Source organism: Limosilactobacillus oris DSM 4864 (assembly GCF_001434465.1).
In the GTDB taxonomy this organism is placed as follows: domain Bacteria; phylum Bacillota; class Bacilli; order Lactobacillales; family Lactobacillaceae; genus Limosilactobacillus; species Limosilactobacillus oris.
Window position 1 is genome coordinate 22,329 of sequence record NZ_AZGE01000008.1, and the last position, 20,530, is coordinate 42,858.

The window sequence follows — 20,530 nt, forward strand, 5'->3', positions numbered from 1 at the left end:
AAAGTGAAGGAACATAAAAAAATGTATAAACGGGGGAAACTCTGGGTCGCGGCAACGCTCTTTGCCCTCGCGCTCGGAATTCAAATTGGGAGCAGCACAACGACCTCTGCTGACACGGTAACGTCGGCCTGGCAGGCGACCACGCAGACTAGCGTGGTTGCCCAGCCTGCCCCGCAAACTGTAAACAGCAGTTATAATAAAGCGGATCAGGGCAACTACGCGGCCCTGGATTCGGTTCAGTTAACCCAGCAGGGTCAGCTGAACGTCAGCGGCTGGCACGCAACTAACGCGGCGGTGAACCGGCCGAACCACTGGCTGATTGCCTATGACCAAACAGCCCAGCGGGAACTCAGCCGGGTTCAAGTGCAGACCCCCGTTGCCCGCCCAGATGTGGCACGGGTCCACGATGTATATGGAGCAGCTACCGCGGGCTTTCAGGCCCAGTTGGCGCTGACCCCGGCCGCGATTGCGCATGGTGACGCCATCCAAGTGGTGAGCCGCTATACCGATGATCTGGCGGGCAACGGCAACCCGGTCGACTACTGGTTTGCGCCCGTTAAAATCGATTCAAGCAACGCGGCGCACTTGGATCAGGTTCAGCTGAGTGCTAACCAGCTGACCATTACCGGCTGGCACGCAACCAACCTGGCGGCGGACAAGCCCAATCATTACCTCATCGTGCTGGATTCCAGTGACCACAACCGTGAATTGGGGCGGATTAAGGTCGATAACGTTGCTCGTCCCGACGTTGCGCGGGCTTTTTCAGGAATCGTTAATGCGGGGAATTCCGGCTTTGCCGACCGGTTGACGTTACCGGCCGGGGTGGTGAGCTGCGGTGCCGAGTTAACCATCATTAGCCGCTATACCTCATCGGCGGACGGCAACAGTGACTACGTTGACTACTGGTTTCCGCCAGTCCGCCTGGGGCAGGAGAACGTTGCGAACCTTGATAACATCAGCGTGGTCGGTGGCCAGCTGGTGGCCAGCGGCTGGCACGCCGCTAATCAGGCCAGTGGCCGCGGTCACCACTACTTAATTCTGCTTGACCGGACCGCGAATAATCAGGAAGTTGGGCGAATTGAAGTTACCAACCTCGCGTCCTGACGTTGCCCGCGCGTTTCCACTGATTAACAACGCGGCTAACGCGGGCTTTCGGGCCGGCTTTCAGGCCAACCGGCTCAATTTTAACCATCAGCTGCAGTTGATTAGCCGTTACAGCGGCAGTGCGGACGGCAACAGTGACTACGTTGATTACTGGTTTCCACCGCTTGCCGGCCCCACGGAAAATCTGGCGCACCTGGATGGTTTTGACTGGTCCAACGGTCACCAGCTCAAGGTGACCGGTTGGCACGCCAATGATATTACCCGCTTTGAAAGCAACCACAACCTGATCCTGTTTGATAATACGGCTGGCCGCCAGGTGGCCGTAACGATGAGCCAGCCAGTCGCACGGCCCGACGTTGGCCGGGCCTTTCCGGCAATTGCGACGGCGGCCCGGTCTGGCTTTAGCGGTAGTTTTGACTTGACAAACTGGCACCTGGACCCCCAGCACCAGTATTCAGTAGTCAGCCGCTATTCAACGTCGGCTGACCCGAACGGCAACGGCGGGGACGGCCAGTACACCGATGAGTGGCTCAGCTTGCCGCTAGCAAATCGGCGCAGTTTTTACTTTGACCAGCTTCAAATGACGGCTGCGGGCCTGCGGCTTGCTGGCTGGGCCGTTGATAGCAGCGCACCGGCAAGACCATATGCCTACGTGATCGTGCTTAGCGATGGCCGCGAGATTGGCCGGAGTCAGCTGACCTTAACGGCCCGGCCTGATATTGCCCGCCTTTACCCGCAGACCTTTAACAGCCTGAATAGTGGCTTCAACACCGTTGTTCACTTTGACCCGGCCAAGGTCGGCCAGCAAATGCAGGTGCTGGTCCGCTTTACCGATGACCCGGCGGGGAACGGCAACGCTTCTGACCAAGCCAGTCCGATTTATTCAAACAGTGCTGGCTACCTCGATCAGCTGGTTGTTACACCGACTACATTGCAGCTTGCTGGTTGGCACATTAGTGACCAAACCGCCGGCAAACCCTACCAGTACCTGATTGCACTTGGGCAAAACGGGAGTGAGCTGAAGCGCTGGCGGCTGACCGACCTGACTGCGCGCCCTGACGTCACAGCCAGCTTCCCGGCAATCCTGGGAAATGACCAGGCCGGTTTTGCCGCGTCGTTTGCGATTCCGGCTAATATGTATGGGCAAACGATCCAGCTGATCCATCGTTACAGCGATGACCAGGGCGGAAATGGTCACTATACCGACTGGTACGCCGCCCCGTTCTATATTCCAGCGGCGGTGGCCGACCCACGGGGGATTCAGCGCTTTGCGGGAAACACCTACTACTTTGACCCGACAACCCGCCAGCCAGTGACAAACCGGTGGGTAGATGGGGTCTACTTTGGTGCGGACGGCCGGATGACGAACGGTCAGTTCTCAGCCCGAATCATCAACTGGTTTGTGGAACACGAAGGAAGGCTAACCTATTCCCAGCGCGGCGCCCGCAACGGCAGTGACGGGACCGCGGATTGTTCCGGTTCGATGACGGCCGCCCTGCAAGCGGCCGGGGCGACGGCACCCGCGTACGTTTACGCCACGAGCAACATTACGCCGTACCTGTTGCAGAACGGCTACCGGCTGATCTACCAGGGTGATAATGAGTACATCCCCCAGTATGGTGATATTGTCATCTGGGGGCACATCAATAATCCATGGGAGAGCCGCCACATCGTGATTGCTAGTGGTTCGTCTGATAACCAGCGGGCGATTTCAGTCTGCTGGCTGACCCAGGGCCAACCGGGTACCGCGGTTCAAGAGGTCGGCTATGATTGGTATTGGAACAGCCACGGGCGAAAGTACCAGTACGTCTTTCGGCTGGCTGACCAGGGCCGGAATTAACCGCCTTGCTGGTCCGTGACGGTTATCAATGAAACGAGAGAGTGGGAAATAACCTCCTCGACAAGGCGTGTGGCTAACCTAGAACGATAGTTGGCACGGAACGGGCCGGCGATCGTTCGTAGGCAAATAGCCTTGTGGTTACGACACGAAGTTAGCCTGTAGGTTTTCCACGTTATCTTAGTAATAGTTAAGAACTAGCAAGAGGCTGGTGAGAAAAAACGTTTTCTCCCAGCCTCCTCGTTTGCGTATTACCGGACTATTTTTCAAAGCCGATCATTAAACCGCCGCTTTCCGCGTAGTAGGAACACAGGGCCCCGCAGGCTGTGATGTTAATGATGGCGTTGGGGTAGCGGGCGCTAATCGCACTCGCTAAGCGCGCCGCTTTTTCCCGGCAGTCAACGTGGTCAATGAAGACCCGGCCGCCGATGTAGCCCTGCTTTTCCATGACCGTAACGATCTTATGCAGCATTCGTTTGCCGCCCCGCAGTTTGCCGAGCAGCTTAAATGCCCCCACATCACTGGCGGTGCCGTAGACATAGAGGTTGAGCAGGTGGGTCAGCTTGGCAATTGCCGGACTCACCCGGCCGTTATTGGCGAGGTTGTCGAGTTCCGCGAGGACGAAGAGCAGGTCGGTCTGCTGGATCTGCTGGTTCATGAGCTGGATAATTTCGTCAAAGGGGTACTGGTGGTTGATGAGAATTGCCAGCTGGGAAGCGAGCAGCCTGACCTGGGGACCGGCCGACTTGGTGTCGAAGACGTGAATCTTGGTTTCGGGGTGGTCCGCCAGGTATAGCTTTGCGGCCTGCACGGCGGAGTTGTAGCTGCCGGACAGGGCACTGGTAATAGTCAGGACGTATACCTGGTCTGCGCCGGCAAAGGACTGGAGCCAGGCCCCCACGCTTGGGCAGGCCGAGGATGTGGCCGTCTTGGTGTTTTTAAGCGCTTGCTGGAAGTTGGCCAGGTCTAATTGGGGGTCGTCTGACCATGACTGGCCGTTGACGATTAGGGTCAGGGGAACGCTGCGGTGCGGAACTCCGCCAATCAGCGGTTCAAACGAATTGGCACCAGAGTCCGTAATAATTTTAACTATCATCTTGTTGATCTCCCATTGGTAATTATTTTTAACAGCATAGCCATTTTAGCGAAACTTGTCAACGGTTTTTAAAAAACTTATCGTTAAGAGCGCTGTTGACACCGAAACTGGCGAATCGGTAAAATGGGACCCAGGAGGAATAGCCGAATGAGTGCAGACGAAGTCAATGAAAAATTTAACCTGCCGCCGTACCAGGAGCTGCCAGACATGGGGCTCTACTTGAACCAGGTCGTGACCTACCTGCAAAAATGCGTGGCGCCCTTTCCGAGCGTCAAGGTCACCAGCTCGATGGTTAGCAATTACGTTAAGCACCAGTTGGTGACCCGGCCGCAGAAGAAACTGTACCGGCGCGAGCAGATTGCCCAGCTGCTGTTTATTGTGGTCGCAAAAAACGTCCTGGAGCAGAGCAACTTGTACAAGGCGATTCAAATCCAGCGCGAAAGCTACCAGACCAGGGTGGCCTATAATTACTTTGCTGAGGAGCTGGGCAACGTTTCCCGGTACGTCTTTGGCCAGCAGGACCAGTTAGAACGGGTGGGGCATGAGCAGACCAAGCAAAAGCAAATGCTGCGCAATGTGATCATGGCCTTTGCTTATCGGGAATACCTTTACCAGTTCTTTGAAGGGCAGTAAGCGATGGGGGCAGCCAATTGTTTACCGGAGGGCGCTGTTAATTAAAAATAGGCGAGTTTGGGAAGAAACTATGGAACGCCTTAATATGAAGAGCCGGACGATGGATCAATTGCAGATTCACCGTCCGGCTTTGCTAGTTAGGCCAGATATTTTTTAAGCAGTTTTTGTTCATTGTGGAAGCCGGTTTCAAGGCCGAAAGTGTTCAGCGATGTGCTCGTCAAAATAGCCCAGGTGGTTAACCTCTAACGTTTTGAGGTAGGCCACTAGTTCGACCGCGCCGCTGGGACTTAATTCGTTGACCGCGTTTAATCCCATCCCCGTCGGTACGGTTTCACTCATTGCGGTTACCTGCCGGTCAGCAGTGACCGTTGCCTGGGAACAAGAAATGGCCCAACGGCCGCCAACATTGGGAGCAAAAACGAAGAAGAGACTGAAGTCGCTTGCGAGGTAGGCCGGCAGCGCCCAAGCCACGTCATCTAACCGCTGGGGGTACAGGTCGCCTTGGATAGCGAAGCGGTCAATATTGAGTTCGGTCGGCGCAGTTGTCAGCATGAACATGGTATTTTCAAATTCCTTCATTCCCAGTTTCATCTCGGGGCGGATTTCAGGATGCATTTTTCATTCTCCTAACTAAAGTGTTCACGGTAGTATTGGTACTTTTGACGAATGTCTTTGACCGGGGCGTCTAGGATGTGTTCGCGGCCCTGATCATCGACTAGGAAGTGCTGGTCTACGAGCTGCCCAAACTTGATCCGGAGGAGGGGAGCATGGCTAAACAGTTCGTCGAGGTTGGTCGTCATAATGTCGACGTGGTCCAGGTAGTTGGGAACAACCAGGTGGGTGAAGTCGGTAAAGCAATCCGCAAGGACGTCGGCATAGGCGTGGTCGACGTATTTCAGCTCATTGGTTTCAAGCTGGTTGTAATATTCCCGGCTGGTCAATCCGCGCCGGTTTTTAATGTTATGCTGCTCATCGTACTGGTGGGTCAGGTAGGCATCCCAGTCCCGGTAGGCATAGACGGTTAGTCGGGCGACTAGTTGGCGGCCCTCCTTATTGACGTTTTGGGGAACCATGGCACCTGCCTGATCGATTAAGTAGGGGCGGACCAGGTGCTGAGCAATCAGGTAGTAGAAGGTATGCGGCCTTAATTCCCGGTCGTGGCCATCTTCGTACAGCTTTCCACTCCCGACCAGGGGCGGCAGTTTGCTGAGGCTCAGTCGGGTCTGGTTGACGGCGTAAATAATGTCTTCGATTTCCTGGTCAATGATAGGACGCTGGCTGATTGCCTGGAGCAGTCGGGTATAAAGACGGGTCAAGTTACCCAATTCATTTTTTTGATTGGGATAGACCCCACCCTGGGATTGGTACTTACGAGTTTCCCGTTCTAATTGGCGCTCAAGTTCGATAGTCAGCCGCTCTACTTGGACCGGCAGTACAGGGTGGTCAACGCCTTGCCGGGCGATCGTTTGGACAGCCTCCCGGATGACCGGCCGCATTTCAACGAAGTCGGGGAAATCAAAAACGTTTTGAAAAGCCTGATCCTGTTTGAGACGGTGGTAGGCTGCTTCCTTAAAGTCATACTGGTGTGGTTTCATGATCGTCCTCCATTCTAGCCCCATTATAAGAAAGACCGGCGGCAAATAGAATTAGGGATATTGATGAAAACCCTGATTATCTTTTAACGCGCAAAATAGTATGATAAAGGAGAAGGAGTTGAATGTGATGAAAAAAAGATGCTGGGGGGTCCTGCTAGCAGCGCTCGCCCTTTTGCTGGCTAGTCCCGCTGTCAAGGCAAGTTCGACCCGGACGGTTAAGGATATGGACGGGCAGACGGTTCGTATTCCACGCCATGTCCGACGGCTGGCTGACCTGTGGCACGCCAATAACCAGGTCGTTTTGCTATTAGACGGGCAAAAAAAGCTGGTGGCCACAACCCCATTAATTAAGAAACAATCCTGGTTTACAACCGTTGACCCGGGGATCAAAAAGGTGACGGCGCCCTTTGCTGGTAACCAGATTCAAGTTGAGGAACTGCTAAAGACGAAGCCGGATGTGGTAATCGCCGCGGATCCGGCCCAGGTTAAAACGGCCCGACAGGCTAAACTGCCAACCGTGAACGCAATGTACACTGATTTTGCCGGTCTGAAACGGTCCGTAACCCTAACGGCCACGATTCTTGGCGGCCGGGCACCCCAACTTGCTCGACAGTATAACCAGGAACTAGATAGCAACATCAAGCTGGTCAACCGCCGTTTAGAAGGGATCCAGCAGCGCCCAACGGTGGTTCACTTTGTCAATTCTGCTGACTTGACAAAGGTTGATGGCCGACACACAATCGTTGACCAGTGGATTAAGATCGCGGGCGGGCAGAACGCGATCACCAGGCGGGGCAACCAGGTTACCGTGACGGCGGAAGAACTAGTCAAGGCTAATCCGGACGTGATCATTGTTGGCAGCAGCTCTAACCAGGCGGCCCGGCGTGCTTTAAAGAGGGACCCGCAGCTCCGTCAGCTAACGGCGGTTAAGCAAGGCCGGGTTTATGGGAATCCTCAAGGTACGTTCCCTTGGGATCGTTACAGTGCAGAAGAAGCACTGCAGGTGTTGTGGGCGGCGCAGAAGCTGCACCCGGCCCAGATGAAGGGAATTGACATGGTTAAGCAGACACAGGACTTCTACGCCCGCTATTACCACTATCAATTATCGAAACACCAAGCCCAACAGATTTTAGCGGGCGAAAATTAAGCCCTAATTAAAGCACGGATTAAGAATCCTTCACCGGTTTTCCTAATCCGTGCTTTTGTTTGTTGATAAGGCCAGCTGGCAAGAATACCGGCCCAGTTTTGGCAGGTAGACAACGCTAAGTGGCGTCTGATAAACAGCTGTTAATTTTTCCTGGGTCAGCAGGGCATCCTGACTGCCGACGACAACCTGCTGGTCATTCGTGAAGAGGCCGACTTGCCCGCCAAGCATAAAGGCGTGATCTGGGAGGTGGGTGGTAAGGATAATTGCCATCCCCTTGGCCGCTATTTTTTTGAAGAGGGTAATCAGCTCCGCCTGCCGGCCAAGGTCGAGGGCCGCCATTGGTTCGTCTAGAACCAGAACCCGAGGTTGCTGCACAAGTCCGTGAATGATGGCAATCAGTTGTTGTTGCCCACCAGATAAGCTGACAAAAGGGATCGTGGCCAGGTCAGCCAGCCGGAAACGCTGGAGATAGTGCTGGACGAGGGCTATCTCCGTGGGACCAGGGGTTTGAAAGGGCCTGAGGTAGGCGGCCCGCGCAGTTAAGAGGTAGTCCTGAACGGACAGTGTGGATGCGGCATGGTAATCCTGAGGAACATAGGCCAGGTGGTGGGCGATCTCCTGGCGGCTTAACCGGTCGAGGGGTGTTGAAGCGAGGGTGATATTCCCGCTAGCAGGGGGGACTAAGCCGAGCAGGCAACGCAATAGGGTTGATTTTCCCACTCCATTCGGGCCGAGCAGGGTTAAAATTTCGCCGGCCCGAATGTTAAACGAAACACGCTTAAAGATGGGGACTTGGCCCGGATAGGCAAAACTAAGTTGGTTAACACTGAGCAGGTTCATGGATACTGGGCCTTCTTTCTGACGAGGAGGTAAATAAACAGGGGAGCGCCGACAAAACCGGTGAGGATGCTAAGGGGAATTTCCCCAGCAGAGATGGTTCGGGCTAGGGTATCGATAAGGAGTAAGAAGAGGGCTCCCACTAGTGCAGAGAGGGGCAGGGCATACCGTTCATCAGTGCCAACGAGCCGCCGGGCCATATGGGGGATAACCAGGCCGACCCAGCCGATGTTCCCGCTAAGGCAGACGGTCGCCGCCGTGAGCAGGGTACCCGCGACGATGACTAGCAGGCGCTCCAGCCGGACGTTGAGTCCTGTGCTGGTTGCCAGGTGGTCGCCGAGCGAGAGGACGGTCAGGTGCCAGCGGAGCAAGCCCAAGGTAATACCCCCAATCAGTAGCGCTGGCAGAGTGGCCGCAATGCTGGGCAGGTCAACCTTGGCAAGGCTGCCGAGCTGCCAGTAGACGATGCTTTGCAACTGAGAGTCGGGGTCGGCAATGTATTTTAACAGCCCGAGGATGGCCTGCATGAAGCCGGAGATGACGATTCCAGAAAGCACCAGGATCAGCATTCCCCGCTGCCCCAGGATCCGGGCGACAAACAGGGTGATGACGACGGCGATAATGCCGCCGGCAAAAGCCCCTAGTTGAGTCGGCCAGATCCCACCGCCGGCCAGGATGGCGATTGCTGCACCGACTGCCGCCCCGTAAGAGACCCCGAGGATATCTGGGGAGACGAGCGGATTTTGAAAGACACTTTGAAAGGCACTCCCAGCCGCTGCTAGGCCGGCCCCGATTAGCAAAGCGCCGAAGATTCGGGGCAGCCGGATCGTGTAGAGAATATTGGTAATCGCCGGGTTGCGGGACGGTTGGGTCAAACCGGTCCAGATTTCAACCGGGCTAAGGCTGATCCGCCCACACCCGAGGGCAATTACCGCTAGGAGGGGGACCAGGATTATGGTGCTGAGTAAAATTAACCGTGGTGAACGCTTAGCCATGCTCGGGCTCCTTCCTTGCTCGCTTGAGTTGGGCGACCGCCTGCCGAGCTCCACTGGCAGTTTCTTCATAGTCAACTCTGATGGGTGCTCCCAGCCGCCGGGCCCCCTGGTCATGCAGGGCCCGGTCAAAAATTAAGACGGCTCGGGCAAAAGCGGCGTGACCATAATCCAGATCACCGGCTCCGACCACCAAGTAGGATAAGTGCGGGAGGGGCATTCCCTGGACCTGGTGGAAAAACTGTTCTTCCAGCGGTGTTAAGTAACCGTCGCCATACGTGCACGGACAGAGAACCAGACGGTTGCAGTTAGCCAAGGCGGCAGCACTGGTTTCAGCTAGTCCGCATCGGGTCATTTGCGGGCAGTGCTCAGCAATTAGTTGGCTGAGTTCAAGGTTATGTCCAAACAGGGTTGAGTATAATATTAATTCCCGCATATTCGTCTTCATCCTTTCGTTACTTATTGTAGTATAGCACCGGGAATCCGGGACGATTATTAGGGAATTAACCGATTCTAAGTTGCCCGTTTTTTTGGCATAATGGGAGTGTTGAAAGCGGGTGATTGAGTTTGTACTATTTACGGATCAGCGATGCGCCGATTGAGGTCGCGCCCTTGTACCAAAAACTGGTCGATCCCCAGTTTGGCGGCATTGATATGTTCGTTGGTACGATTCGCCAATGGACGGGCAGTATTGAAACAAAGCGAATTGACTACACTGCCTACCATGGGATGGCGGAACGGCAATTAGAAAAGATTGCCCAGCCGATTGAAGCGCAGGGGGGCCGGGTCGTGGTTGTCCACCGGACTGGTCAGTTAGCACTGACTGACATCGCCGTCTTTGTCGGGGTGGCCGCCCCACACCGCGCGGAGGCGTTTAAATGGTGCCAGTACGTGATTGATACTTTAAAGCAGACGGTACCAATTTGGAAAAAGGAGTACGATACTGATAAGGTAAGGTGGGGAAACTGATGGAAATAACGGTTAAATTATTCGCATTTCTCCAGGATCGGTTAGGACCGACCGTGACGGTCAGGGTGTCTTCACCAGTGAAGGTGGCTGACCTCTTTGATCAAGTGGCCAAGCAGGACCCGACGCTTGGGCCGACCCTGAATAACTCGCGACTGGCGGTTAACCAGGAATTTGTGGATGCGGCGACGGTAACGTTGACGCCCACAGATGAAGTTGCAATTATTCCGCCGGTTAGTGGCGGCTAACCACTAACCGTTTTGCAAGTTTACTTTTGGAGGAGGACTGATTATATGTCTAATGTTAAAAATGTTGCTCATGGCAGCCGTGCCAATGCGTATACAGCACTTATTCTTTCAACCTTGGCAATGATTGTTTGTTTCATGTCCTGGTCAAACTTTGCCCCGTTGGCGTCACAAGTGGCTCAGATGTTTCATTTGTCCGTGGCTGAGCGGACACTTCTGTTAGCGACGCCGGTCTTGCTGGGTTCGATTATGCGGATCCCAGTGGGGATTTTATCTGACCGCTATGGTGGGAAGAAGGTTTACCTGATTTTGATGGCCTTCATTCTCATTCCACTACTGATGATTCCCCACGTTCATTCCTTTGGGATGCTCCTGTTTGCGGCCCTGCTGGTCGGGATGTCCGGGACCTCCTTTGCCGTAGGGGTTTCCTATGCCTCTGTATGGTTCCCCGCTGAGCAGCAGGGACTGGCGCTGGGAATCGTTTCGATGGGGAACATGGGGAATGCCGTCGCGGCGATGACCCTGCCATACATTTCTAAGACGGCTGGTTTTGATGCTGTATACTACTTTTTGATTATCCTGACGATCATTTTTGGACTCCTGTTTGCCATCTTTTGTAAGGAAATGCCGGTTGACAAGAGCAAGACAATTGCGGGGGCGCTATCCGTAGCGAAGGATAGCGGGACCTGGTACCTGTCCCTCTTCTACTTCCTGACCTTTGGTCTCTTTGTGTCCTTTACTAATTTGACGCCTACTTTCCTGACGGGAATGTTTAAGTTTAACCCGGTCACGGCGGGCCTTTATTCCGCCCTCTTTGCCTTTGTCTGCACACTGGTGGCCAGTGGGTGGCTACTTAGCAGATAAGAAGCGGCCAATGAGCCTTTTACAGTGGACCTTTATTGCAATCATTGTTTTTGGACTGTGGATTATGTTGAGCTTCCACAGTCAAGGCCTCTTCATCGCCGGAATCGTCCTGATCGGTCTGTCCGCCGGAATTGGTAACGGGGTTGTTTTCAAGATGGTTCCATACATCTCCAAGGGTAATACCGGTGCTGTCACTGGTTTCGTTGGTGCTATGGGTGGCCTGGGTGGCTTTTTCCCGCCGCTGGTAATTGGTTACATCTACCAGTGGACGGGCAGCTACGAACTGGGGATTGGCCTGCTCGTCTTGACGGGGGTCATCTGCTGGTTCGCCCTGTGGAAGCACTACATTCATGGCGATGTGCACATCGTTAAATAAGTATTATTAAAAGAGACTGGAAGAAGAAATTCAACCAGTCTCTTTTTGAATGGGGCATACTGACCCGCGCGGATTAAACCGCCAAATTTATTACTGCACCGCCTTCGCCAGTTGGTTAACTAGGGTCAATAGCTGTTTGCGGCCATTGCCGGCGGGCAGGACCTTAATGTCGAGCCGGGCCTGGCTGAGCATTTCCGTGATGATCTCTGCTGCCTTTGGCCGGGCCGTCATGGTAAATTGGTAGGCTTGATCAAAGGCCGCCGGAGTTGGCCGATGGTCCTGACCGAAGAAGCTCTTGAACCAGGCAGGGTGGTCCTCAATAGCAAAGAGAAGGGGTAAGGGATACTGCCCGGTCAGGATCGCGGTGGTCAATGTTGTAGGCTGCTTAAATAGGGTGGCAAGTTCGTTCACCATCGTTCCCGCGCTACCAATGGTTTGACCAATCTGCCCGGCCAGGCTGACCAAGTCGGGCCCCAGATTCGCGAGTACTGCCGCTTGTTTAGCAGTGATTGCTGCGAGCAAACCTGCTCGAGACTTGACGTCTAGCAGGTAATCAGCAACTTGGAAGTGCTGGTTGTAGTTGAATTGCAGCCGCTGCAACTGGGCAATCATAAAATCGCCACCGTCAACAGTTAGCTCTTCGACTACCTGGGGTGGATTGCCGACCTTGCCGAGGCGGTTAACAAATTGTCCCATTAAGTAACTGGCAGCAAAGGCCCCGGCTTTTTGTTGGGCTACTGTCCCCACGGTAAGCTGGTTGGGTAAAAAAGCTGGCGGACAGGTGCTGGCCCCCAGCGACAACAGTTCTGGAAGCTGAGCAGCCGTAACCTGGTCGACCGTCAAGTCTTCAGCTGTGAATTGACTAAGAGCCGCAAACAGCTGATAGCGGGTGTGTCGCGCTGCCTGGTCGCTGTTAGGGTCCAGGAGGCGCTGAATTAACGGCGGTAGTTGGCTGACGATGACAGCTAGTCCGCCGGTGAGACGTTCATCAATCATCAAATCAGTCCTTAAACTTGTTAATTTCGGCAGTTAACTGTTCGGCGACCGGAATAAAGATGTCGGTCAGGTACTTATTAAAGTCGACCTTGAGCTGTGATGTTTCGGTGAGCCGCTGGGCCCGCTGAAAGGCATCATTGCGCATATTAACGATTAGCGTTTGCCGTTGGTGGCTGAGGTACTTGGCGAGTTTTTCGTGCCGCGCCTGGTAGCGGAGTAAAAAGTAGTAGAAAATTTCGTAAAAGGTATTATCAAGAACCCAAAAGACGGTGCTGCGGCGGACATTGTCACTCATCATCTCCGTAAAGGAGTTGTCACCGAGCAGTTCGTGGTTAGCAAAGGCCCCAGCGGATAAAACAATGGCTTGGACTTCGTGCATATCGGCCATATACTGACAGAACTGGTCGAGTTCACTATCGTCCAGAGTGAAACCCAGCTGCTCTTCCCGCTCGCTGGCGGCCATTTTGCCAAAAGTAGCTTGATACTGCCGATTGACGTCCTTGCTATCGGCGATGAGGTCAGCGCAAACGGTAGTCAGGGTTTGGAAGTTCTTTTGCAAAAACCCGTGCACCGTTTGCCAAACTAGTTCGATTTGCTGGTTAAAATTACCAAATAACTCCTGGACGGTACCCACCAGCTGCTTTTCGACCTGGCCATCCTCGGTATGGGGCGCGTACTGAACGACTAGTGGGAGACTATCATCAGCGTGGTTAAGCCCATGCTTGCTCCGCTGGTCCCGTTCATATTCCTTCAGTTCGTTGAGATCCAGCAAGCCCAGCGGCATGATGTTGATTTCACTGTTGGTCGCCATGATTTGCAGGGAAAACGGACTGGTATCAGTCTGGTTAGCGGTTAGTGACTTGAGGGCGTCAAAGAGCTTCTTGCGGTTGGCAAGGTCGTCTTCTGGGTCCGCGTAAAAGCCTGACGTATAGATGGCCTGGTTATTGTATTCGCGATTGAGTTTGTCTTCAGCATTCATGATTAATGATCCTTTGTACTTGTTGTTTGCATCAGAGCAGCGAGTTTTGCTTTGCCAGCACTGGTCAGTCGGGCACTAGTCAGGTCCATGCCTGCCAGGCTGGTGGAAAATGAGGTATCAAGCTTGGCCCCCATGATTAAGCCTTCTTGGACCGCATAGGCCGTCGTTTGAAAGAGGTTTGACTGGGGGTTGATTTGCCGCCGGGTCGAGAACCGCCCCCGGGCAACGTCACTGAGGATTCCCCGTAGTTCATCGTCTTGACTAAGGTTGCTTGCCATGATTAATCCCCTCCGAGTAAATAGTCTTCTCCTTTATTATAGAAAAGAGCTGAGCAAAATAAAATCGGGGATTCCGCTAATTTGGAATCCCCGAATCCTTAAAAATCAATTAGGTGGTGGTGAATAGCATACCGAACCAGCTCAACCCGGCTATGGAGGTGGAGCTTGCGGGAGATGTTGGCCTTATGGGCCTCAACGGTCTTCGTGGAGATAAAGAGCTTTTCGGAAATCTCTCTGTTGGAATAACCGAGGGCCACCAGTGGGAAGACTTCTTTTTCCCGCTTGGAGAGGACGCTATATCCCTTTAAGTTTACGTCGGCACCACTGGCGTTGATCTGTTTGAGGTCGGACTTGCTGATAAGAATGTTAGCATCGAGATAGTTTTCCCCGTTGACAACGTGTTTGAGGGCGGTGAGAATCTCACCATCAGATGAGCTCTTCAAAATGTATGACATAGCACCGTTGGACATGGCCCGGTTGATGTACTCCTGTTCCTCGTGCATGGACAGGATGATGATCTTAACCTTGGGAAATTTATCATGAATCCGCTTGGTCGTGATTAGGCCGCTTTCGCCAGGAGGCATACTGAGGTCCATGATTAATATATCGATCCCGCCCTGTTCGATTCGCAGGTAGGTGTCAGTACCGCTAGCCGTACCGTCGACCACCGTAAAACCGGGTTGCTGGTTGACCAGGTAAGAAATCCCCGAACGGACGATGGCATGGTCATCCGCCACTAATACTTTATACATAATTATCGCTCCAATTAATTTGTTTGCTGGTAAGGAAATTTCACCGTGATGGTTGTTCCAGCATTAGGCTTGGAATGAATACTGAAGGCGCCGTTAAGGGCCTCGACCCGTTCATTCATGTTCATCAGGCCGAGGGAATGTCCATTAAAGCCGTGCTGCTGGGGGTCAAAGCCCCGCCCGTCGTCAAGAACCTCGAGCTGGATGAAGCGGGGGTGGTCCGTGATAATCACATTAATTTCGTTTGGCGATGCGTGCCGCAGAGCATTGTTAATGGCTTCCTGGCAGATCCGGTAAAGAACGTTCTCGACGTCAGTCGTCAGCTGGTCGGTACTGGCGTTGCCAATTACGTTAATCGTAACTCCAGAATTTTCCTGCAACCGTTTGGCGAGGGCCTTAACAGCCGGAATCAAGCCGAAACTGTCGAGAACCGAGGGCCGGATGTCAAGGGCCATCCCCTTAATCGCTGCCAGGGTTTCCTGCAATTGGATTTCGACTGCCTGGCTGATTTGGGCACGTTGGAGGGTGGATAGATCTTCATGGTGTAAGCGCCGGACCCCCATAATGGCGGAGTAGACCCCCTGAGCGATGCTATCGTGGAGGTCCTGGGAAATCCGTTGCCGTTCCCGTTCGTGAGCTCGGTTTACATACTGGTTTAGCTGGCGTTGCTCTTCAATTTTCGTCAGCCGCTGCTGCTGTTCGCGATTTTCTAAGATCAGGGCGAAGACGCCCTTCTTGCTTTCGAGTGGTTTATACACGAGTGAAAAATGGATTTTTTGTCCTTGAGGGTTCCGGGACGAGATTGGGACCGCCACAAAGTCCATCCGGCTTTTTATCTGGCAATTCGCGCAGTCATTATGGCCGTGCTGCTGCCAAGCATTTTTAGCAATTTGGAGAATGTAGTCAGGACTAAGCCCAATTTGATTAGTCAGGTGCTGGGCCAAGCGGTTGCTCAAAACCAGTCCGTCGTTTTGAAAAATCATCACGGCATCCGGGGACTGGTCAAAATAGTCTCGAATCCAGTTAATGCTTTCGAGCATGAAAATCTCCTCCCCCTAAACATTCAAGTTTTATCTTATAATAATAGTAGTGAAAGCGCAATTGATCCGCCAGTCAGAGGAAAGCGTTGAGGGCCCGTGACAAAGCCATATTTTGCCGCAGGCCCTCCTTTTAGTTCTGAATGTTTTAACAATATCGTGTGCCCCGTCTCAGAGGTCTAGGGGCTAGTGCTACGGAGCAAAATAATTTGCTTACGGACAATCCACTGGTCCGTGCCAGTGATTGTTCTAAGTTAGCCTGACAGCTCCGTTTTAACATTAACTAATGAATAAAGCCCTGCAGTTGTTTTACAGATTCCTGGCTAACCTGTCGCTTGCCGTCACGGTAGCCGGCAAGCAGGACCCCCGTCACAACCCCCATCGTGCTAGATGAAAGGGGAATTGCAGCGGCAGCAGTAAGTGCTTCGGCCCCAGCGATCGGGGTGTACATAGCACTGGAAAGGGTATATTTAGGCAGGTCGTTGCTATAAAATGGCTTCCCTGTTCGTAAAACCAGCCCGGCAATTCCAAAGCCGCGACGGAGCGTTATCTTACGAAAGCGTTCATTGCGGTTAACTGCGACAAAACACCATTTGATTGGGTAGGGATACAATTCCGCCTGGAGAGCAATTCCAACAAATTCAAAGTCGCTGTGGTGGTAAACACGATTAACTAGTTTTTGATAGTCATAAATCGTACTTGGTTCTTCTGTAACCATAGTGAAACCTCCTCACGGTTGCTGGGGCAACCCCATTGATGGTCCTTGAAAGTACCTTTGACTATTGAACTTGAAAGCGGGATCTTGAAACTGCCGGTAGTGGTCGTAGTCGCGTTGGAGCTGCTGAATTTGATCATCCAGTTGTTCCAGTTCAGCGTCCCGTTCGAGTGAGCTAAGCTGCTGGTTAACTTCTTGCTCCCGATTTTCCAGCATGGTTCGTCGCAGGGCAAGGTCGTTTAGGACGAGGGCGACTAGTTTCTGAAAATCCGGCTCGGTAATTTGCTCTTTACTCTTCATGGAATATGCTCTCCTTGGTCATAGTTGAGATTAATAAATTCGTGGCTGTCAGGGAATAATAACGGTTGGCAGTGGCAGCAATCAATGATGAAGTGCCGCAGCCGCCAGTCACCGTGTGCCAGCCAGTTAACGACTTGCCGGTGACTGCATCTGAAATGGGCGATGGTGTAGTGGGCGTGGCCTACGGTCGCTGCAACGGTGTTCGGCTGGGCAGCAATTCGGTTGACCGTCGCTGGGGTGAGATTAGGGTAGTCAACCGGTAGCATTTGGTAGTCGACATCGCCGGTCCTTAAACTGGTGGCGGTCGCAATGGCAGCCAGCGGACCGTGGTTGGCATACTCAGCGAGGTCACAAACGATGGTGATGCCGCTGCCCAGTTGGCTCTTAATTTTACCCTGGTTGGCTCGGTTAGCGCAAACAATAATCTGTTCACAAGCGCTTAGCTTATTGACCGCGAGCAGGACGTTACTGTACTTTTGTCCCGGTAGCTGACAGGTAGCCTTGTCACGACCAAAGCGGAGCGACTGACCGCCGGCAAGGACGATTCCAATCATGGTTGCGGCCCCTCCTCTTGACGGCGAATTAGATAGTCAAGACACCAGTTGACGGTTTGCTCGAGACCAACCAATTCGGCAGCGGGATTGGGGGTCAGGCTAGCTGTTGCGACGACTCCAGCCTGGGGGACCGTTTTTAACGTTTCGTCAGGCGCCAACATTACCAGTTTTGAGTAGTTGGCGGCTTTATGGCCCTCGATGACTACAAGATCATTCTTCTGGCGAAGCCGGTTGACTAAGAACGAGAGCGGGGGAACTGGCGCTTGCTGGTGATAAAAGAGCCCTTGGCTAGACTCTAGGACCACCTGATGAGCCCCGGCCCTGCTCATTAGGTCACTGTCTGTTCCGGGAACGTCCATGGCTCCCGTATGGGCATCATGTTTGATTGCCGCTACCCGCCAACCCTGGGCGGTGAGGGCGCTGATCAGTTTAGTAGTAACTAAGGTTTTACCACTATTCTTGTGACCAACTATTTGAAAGGTAATAGCCATGCGTCTGTCTCCGTTCCAACTTCCATCGGGGTGGTGCTATGGGGAATTAAGGCCAGGCAGGTGGTTGTTTGCAGATTAGCTAGCGAGCCGGACCGGTTAATCCCATTAGGATAGACCCGGTAGTGACCGTTATTTTCCTGGTAGGTACACCGGAGGTAGCGGTCAAAACCGTTCGTTTTATTATAAGGTGCTGCCAAGGTGGCCCGGACCTTCTTAACCCGGCTCAGTTGATGCTGGTAGCGGCGGATTAAAGGCTCCACATATAAGTAGAAACCGGTAAAGCAGGCGCCCGGGTTCCCGGAGAGGGCCATTACAAAGGTGTGATCCTGGATAAAGGCAGTGGTGACGCTGCCAGGACGCTGTTTAATCTTGTTAAAGAGTAGCTGGTCAGCGTTGCGGGCAGTATCGCCAAGGTAGTCAAAGTCGCCAACTGAAACACCGCCGTCGGTGATGACGATGTCATGACTGGCAATTTGCTCGTTGAGGACCTGCTTAATGCGATTTTTGTCATCAGGGAGCTGGACTGTAAAGTCGACGATCCCCCCGTTTTCTTCAATCAGCCGTTGAAGCATTAGACCATTACTGTTGTAAATCTTGCCGGGTGTGATCGGGGCACCGGCCGCCAATAGTTCAGTCCCGGTAGCGATGATGGCAATCCGGGGCCGTTGGTAGACGGTAACCTGATCGATGCCGAATGCGGTCAGAACTGCAAGACCACCGGGATTAAGCTCCTGGTCCTTATCTAGGATGACGTTGCCCTTCTTGACGTCAGTCCCCTTTTCCGTAATGTTGGTTTTGCTTTCACTAGTCAAAATTCGGACCTTGTTTTCCTGACCCGTAACCGGGCGAGTTTTTTCAATCCGGATAACCTTGCCGGCATCGTCAGGAACAAAGGCGCCGGTCATAATCCGGACGGCGTCACCTGGCCGGAGAGGGGCCGTCCAAGTAGCGCCGGCTTGAATTTCGCCCCGGACCGTAAATTCCTTCGGGAAGTTATGGTCATCGTTGGCTAAGATTGCGTACCCATCCATACCGGCCCGGCGAAAGTGGGGGTAATCGTAAGGAGCAAGGACAGCGGTGGCGAGGACCCGGTGGTTGGCCCGGGCGGTCGGGATGACCTCAGTTGCGGCCGTTAGCGGGACCGCGGCAACTTTGGCCTGGGCCTGGGCAACTGAAATTGGTGTTCTTCTAGTGAGCATGGTGGTGAACTTCCTTTCGTTGGTTGCTGCTTTCAAATAAAAGGTGCTGATATTCGGGGATGATAAGGCGGTCGAGCGCCGTTTGGCACGCATTCGTCGACCCTGGCAGGCAGTAAGTAAGCTGGTTACGGTAGTTAAAACCAGCAAGTGCTTGGGAGGCGAGTGCCCGCGTGCCGATTTCCGCCAGCGAAATCTGGCGGAAATATTCGCCAAAGCCGGGGATGACCTTGACCAGGAGGGGGCGGATCGCAGGAATTGTGGTGTCCCGCTGGGCGACTCCGGTTCCCCCGTTGGTAATAATAATGTCCGGCCCGGCTTGCTCAAGTTGGAGAAAGGCGGCCTGGATATCGACCAGGTCATCTTTGACCAGAATGCGCTTTAGAATGGTGAATTGATGGCTGGTTAGGCGGTCGGCGATTAGGTCTCCCGATCGGTCGGTGGCTAGTTGGCGACTGTCACTGATGGTTAAAATAGCGGCGGTTGTCATGGTTGACCTCCCTTGCTGACTTCGTTCGCAACTTGTTTGATGCTGGTTAATAAGTGGTTAGCGGCCTCTGGCGTAGCGAGTTGGTACATGATGAGCCGGCCCGTCCTAAAGAGGCTGACGGGATGGTCCTGCCACTGAAAATGGATGAACAGCGGGCTGGTACCGACCAGCAGAGAGCGCTGCTTCAACCACTCCTGCCAGCTGACCAGGTCGACCGGGGCAGTTAAGGTCGTGTAAAAAGCGCCCTCTCCGCAGAGCATTTTCAACTCCGGCTGCTCTTGTTCGAGCTTGGTGAAGAGCTGGTCAGTTGGGGTATGGCAGGTAGGGCAGTCCGACCGCTTTTTGATCTTAAACCGGTTCCAGGTCAGTGCCCAGTTATCGATGGTGTAGAGACGGCTGAAGTCGATACTTGCCCGGTCCACCAGATAGTGGAGGGCGAGTGAAACCTGGAGCCCAGCGATCACCGGGATGAGGGCCGTGTTGACCCCGATGACGTCACAATCGGCTTGCTTTAGCTGGTCGAGGTTGGGAAAGAGACAGTTAAGGCACGGGTGTTTATGCGGCGACACGGCCATAACGTTGCCGTAGGTCCCAGCACAGCTAGCAAAGAGGTAATCAAAGTGCTGGGCGATTGCCAACCGGTTTAGCAGGTCACGGGCGGTGTAATTGTCGAGGCAGTCGAGACAGAGGTCAAAGGACTGTTTTTGGATGACGTCGGTGGTGAGCGGCGCCGGGATTGCTGTGACCGCCACCGTAGGGTTAATTGTTTGCAGGTGCTCTTTGGCTGCTAGGACCTTGAAACGCTTCTTGGCGGCGTCGAAGGTTGTGTACAGCGCCTGCCGCTGCAAGTTGCTGACCGTGACGACATCGGGATCGACGAGGATCAGCCGTTTGACCCCTGCCCGGACCAACTGGCTGGCGGCATAGCTTCCCAGTGCGCCCAGGCCCATGATGAGGATGGTGGCCTGGCTGATCTTCGCTTGGCCGGCGGGACCGATCTGGCGGACCCGTTCTTGACGGTCATAACGGTTCATGTCTAATTAACACCTCATT

The 20,530-nt window shown here is 53.7% G+C and carries 24 protein-coding genes and 1 pseudogene; 7 read left to right on the forward strand and 18 right to left on the reverse strand.

Features of this window, described 5'->3' with window-relative positions; translation table 11 throughout:
* Nucleotides 1–3: 3 nt before the first annotated feature.
* Both FC49_RS10145 and FC49_RS10150 read left to right on the forward strand, forming a co-directional pair.
* Nucleotides 4–1,104: a KxYKxGKxW signal peptide domain-containing protein gene (locus FC49_RS10145; RefSeq protein WP_235804868.1), complete on the forward strand. Its 1,101-nt coding sequence runs from the start codon at nt 4–6 to the stop codon at nt 1,102–1,104.
* Nucleotides 1,079–2,944, forward strand: a complete 1,866-nt coding sequence (locus FC49_RS10150) for a peptidoglycan amidohydrolase family protein (protein ID WP_235804869.1) — start codon at nt 1,079–1,081, stop codon at nt 2,942–2,944. Before FC49_RS10145 ends, FC49_RS10150 begins: the two co-directional genes overlap by 26 nt.
* Before the next feature lie 256 nt (nt 2,945–3,200).
* Here the strand turns inward: FC49_RS10150 and FC49_RS04755 are convergent, their stop codons facing one another.
* Nucleotides 3,201–4,037, reverse strand: a complete 837-nt coding sequence (locus FC49_RS04755) for a DegV family protein (protein WP_003711353.1) — start codon at nt 4,035–4,037, stop codon at nt 3,201–3,203.
* 147 nt (nt 4,038–4,184) lie between these two features.
* On the opposite strand from FC49_RS04755, the gene FC49_RS04760 reads away from it, so the two are divergent.
* Nucleotides 4,185–4,670, forward strand: a complete 486-nt coding sequence (locus FC49_RS04760) for a DUF1836 domain-containing protein (protein WP_003711362.1) — start codon at nt 4,185–4,187, stop codon at nt 4,668–4,670.
* 186 nt (nt 4,671–4,856) lie between these two features.
* On the opposite strand, the gene FC49_RS04765 is transcribed toward FC49_RS04760, so the two are convergent.
* Nucleotides 4,857–5,285 carry a hypothetical protein gene (locus tag FC49_RS04765; protein WP_003711326.1) on the reverse strand — a complete coding sequence of 143 codons (429 nt, stop codon included), beginning with the start codon at nt 5,283–5,285 and terminating at the stop codon, nt 4,857–4,859.
* Nucleotides 5,286–5,296: 11 nt separating this feature from the next.
* Complete coding sequence (locus FC49_RS04770) at nt 5,297–6,265, reverse strand: hypothetical protein (RefSeq protein WP_003711368.1); 969 nt, start codon at nt 6,263–6,265, stop codon at nt 5,297–5,299.
* Between the two features lie 127 nt (nt 6,266–6,392).
* Here FC49_RS04770 and FC49_RS04775 point away from each other — a divergent pair, with 127 nt between their 5' ends.
* On the forward strand, nt 6,393–7,412 hold the full coding sequence (locus FC49_RS04775) for an ABC transporter substrate-binding protein (protein ID WP_056984408.1): 1,020 nt from the start codon (nt 6,393–6,395) through the stop codon (nt 7,410–7,412).
* A gap of 42 nt (nt 7,413–7,454) precedes the next feature.
* On the opposite strand, the gene FC49_RS04780 is transcribed toward FC49_RS04775, so the two are convergent.
* From FC49_RS04780 to FC49_RS04790, 3 genes are read right to left on the reverse strand one after another with little or no spacing between them, the layout of a single operon-like run.
* Nucleotides 7,455–8,252, reverse strand: coding sequence for an ABC transporter ATP-binding protein (locus FC49_RS04780; protein ID WP_003711374.1), 798 nt, complete (start codon nt 8,250–8,252; stop codon nt 7,455–7,457).
* On the reverse strand, nt 8,249–9,244 hold the full coding sequence (locus FC49_RS04785) for a FecCD family ABC transporter permease (protein ID WP_003711321.1): 996 nt from the start codon (nt 9,242–9,244) through the stop codon (nt 8,249–8,251). The genes FC49_RS04780 and FC49_RS04785 overlap by 4 nt, the downstream gene beginning before the upstream one ends.
* The gene (locus FC49_RS04790; RefSeq protein WP_056984409.1) at nt 9,237–9,677 is read right to left on the reverse strand and encodes a flavodoxin family protein; all 441 of its coding nucleotides are present in this window, start codon (nt 9,675–9,677) and stop codon (nt 9,237–9,239) included. Before FC49_RS04790 ends, FC49_RS04785 begins: the two co-directional genes overlap by 8 nt.
* Nucleotides 9,678–9,808: 131 nt before the next feature.
* On the opposite strand from FC49_RS04790, the gene FC49_RS04795 reads away from it, so the two are divergent.
* From FC49_RS04795 to FC49_RS04805, 3 genes and pseudogenes are all read left to right on the forward strand, one after another.
* Complete coding sequence (locus FC49_RS04795) at nt 9,809–10,210, forward strand: molybdenum cofactor biosynthesis protein MoaE (RefSeq protein WP_003711384.1); 402 nt, start codon at nt 9,809–9,811, stop codon at nt 10,208–10,210.
* On the forward strand, nt 10,210–10,455 hold the full coding sequence (locus tag FC49_RS04800) for a MoaD/ThiS family protein (protein ID WP_003711342.1): 246 nt from the start codon (nt 10,210–10,212) through the stop codon (nt 10,453–10,455). The genes FC49_RS04795 and FC49_RS04800 overlap by 1 nt, the downstream gene beginning before the upstream one ends.
* A 45-nt stretch (nt 10,456–10,500) precedes the next feature.
* Nucleotides 10,501–11,692, forward strand: a pseudogene (locus FC49_RS04805) (nitrate/nitrite transporter).
* 90 nt (nt 11,693–11,782) lie between these two features.
* Here the strand turns inward: FC49_RS04805 and FC49_RS04810 are convergent.
* The 12 genes from FC49_RS04810 to FC49_RS04865 form a co-directional block, all read right to left on the reverse strand.
* Nucleotides 11,783–12,688, reverse strand: coding sequence for a hypothetical protein (locus FC49_RS04810; protein WP_003711349.1), 906 nt, complete (start codon nt 12,686–12,688; stop codon nt 11,783–11,785).
* A 4-nt stretch (nt 12,689–12,692) separates the two neighbouring features.
* Complete coding sequence (locus tag FC49_RS04815; protein ID WP_056984410.1) at nt 12,693–13,667, reverse strand: hypothetical protein; 975 nt, start codon at nt 13,665–13,667, stop codon at nt 12,693–12,695.
* 2 nt (nt 13,668–13,669) lie between these two features.
* Nucleotides 13,670–13,945 (reverse strand): hypothetical protein, encoded by a 276-nt coding sequence (locus FC49_RS04820; protein ID WP_003711312.1) that lies wholly within the window; start codon nt 13,943–13,945, stop codon nt 13,670–13,672.
* A gap of 98 nt (nt 13,946–14,043) precedes the next feature.
* Nucleotides 14,044–14,697: a response regulator gene (locus tag FC49_RS04825; RefSeq protein WP_056984411.1), complete on the reverse strand. Its 654-nt coding sequence runs from the start codon at nt 14,695–14,697 to the stop codon at nt 14,044–14,046.
* A 14-nt stretch (nt 14,698–14,711) separates the two neighbouring features.
* Nucleotides 14,712–15,734 carry a sensor histidine kinase gene (locus FC49_RS04830; protein ID WP_007124524.1) on the reverse strand — a complete coding sequence of 341 codons (1,023 nt, stop codon included), beginning with the start codon at nt 15,732–15,734 and terminating at the stop codon, nt 14,712–14,714.
* Nucleotides 15,735–16,014: 280 nt separating this feature from the next.
* Nucleotides 16,015–16,449 (reverse strand): GAF domain-containing protein, encoded by a 435-nt coding sequence (locus FC49_RS04835; RefSeq protein ID WP_056984412.1) that lies wholly within the window; start codon nt 16,447–16,449, stop codon nt 16,015–16,017.
* A 12-nt stretch (nt 16,450–16,461) separates the two neighbouring features.
* A complete protein-coding gene (locus FC49_RS04840; RefSeq protein ID WP_003711331.1) occupies nt 16,462–16,746 on the reverse strand; it encodes a hypothetical protein in 285 nt (94 codons plus the stop codon).
* On the reverse strand, nt 16,743–17,300 hold the full coding sequence (locus FC49_RS04845; protein ID WP_056984413.1) for a molybdenum cofactor guanylyltransferase: 558 nt from the start codon (nt 17,298–17,300) through the stop codon (nt 16,743–16,745). Before FC49_RS04845 ends, FC49_RS04840 begins: the two co-directional genes overlap by 4 nt.
* A complete protein-coding gene (gene mobB / locus FC49_RS04850; protein ID WP_056984414.1) occupies nt 17,297–17,791 on the reverse strand; it encodes a molybdopterin-guanine dinucleotide biosynthesis protein B in 495 nt (164 codons plus the stop codon). The genes FC49_RS04845 and mobB overlap by 4 nt, the downstream gene beginning before the upstream one ends.
* A complete protein-coding gene (locus tag FC49_RS04855; RefSeq protein WP_056984415.1) occupies nt 17,770–18,990 on the reverse strand; it encodes a molybdopterin molybdotransferase MoeA in 1,221 nt (406 codons plus the stop codon). The genes mobB and FC49_RS04855 overlap by 22 nt, the downstream gene beginning before the upstream one ends.
* A complete protein-coding gene (locus FC49_RS04860; protein ID WP_003711385.1) occupies nt 18,980–19,477 on the reverse strand; it encodes a MogA/MoaB family molybdenum cofactor biosynthesis protein in 498 nt (165 codons plus the stop codon). Before FC49_RS04860 ends, FC49_RS04855 begins: the two co-directional genes overlap by 11 nt.
* The gene (locus tag FC49_RS04865; protein WP_056984416.1) at nt 19,474–20,511 is read right to left on the reverse strand and encodes a HesA/MoeB/ThiF family protein; all 1,038 of its coding nucleotides are present in this window, start codon (nt 20,509–20,511) and stop codon (nt 19,474–19,476) included. The genes FC49_RS04860 and FC49_RS04865 overlap by 4 nt, the downstream gene beginning before the upstream one ends.
* Between the last annotated feature and the right edge of the window lie 19 nt (nt 20,512–20,530).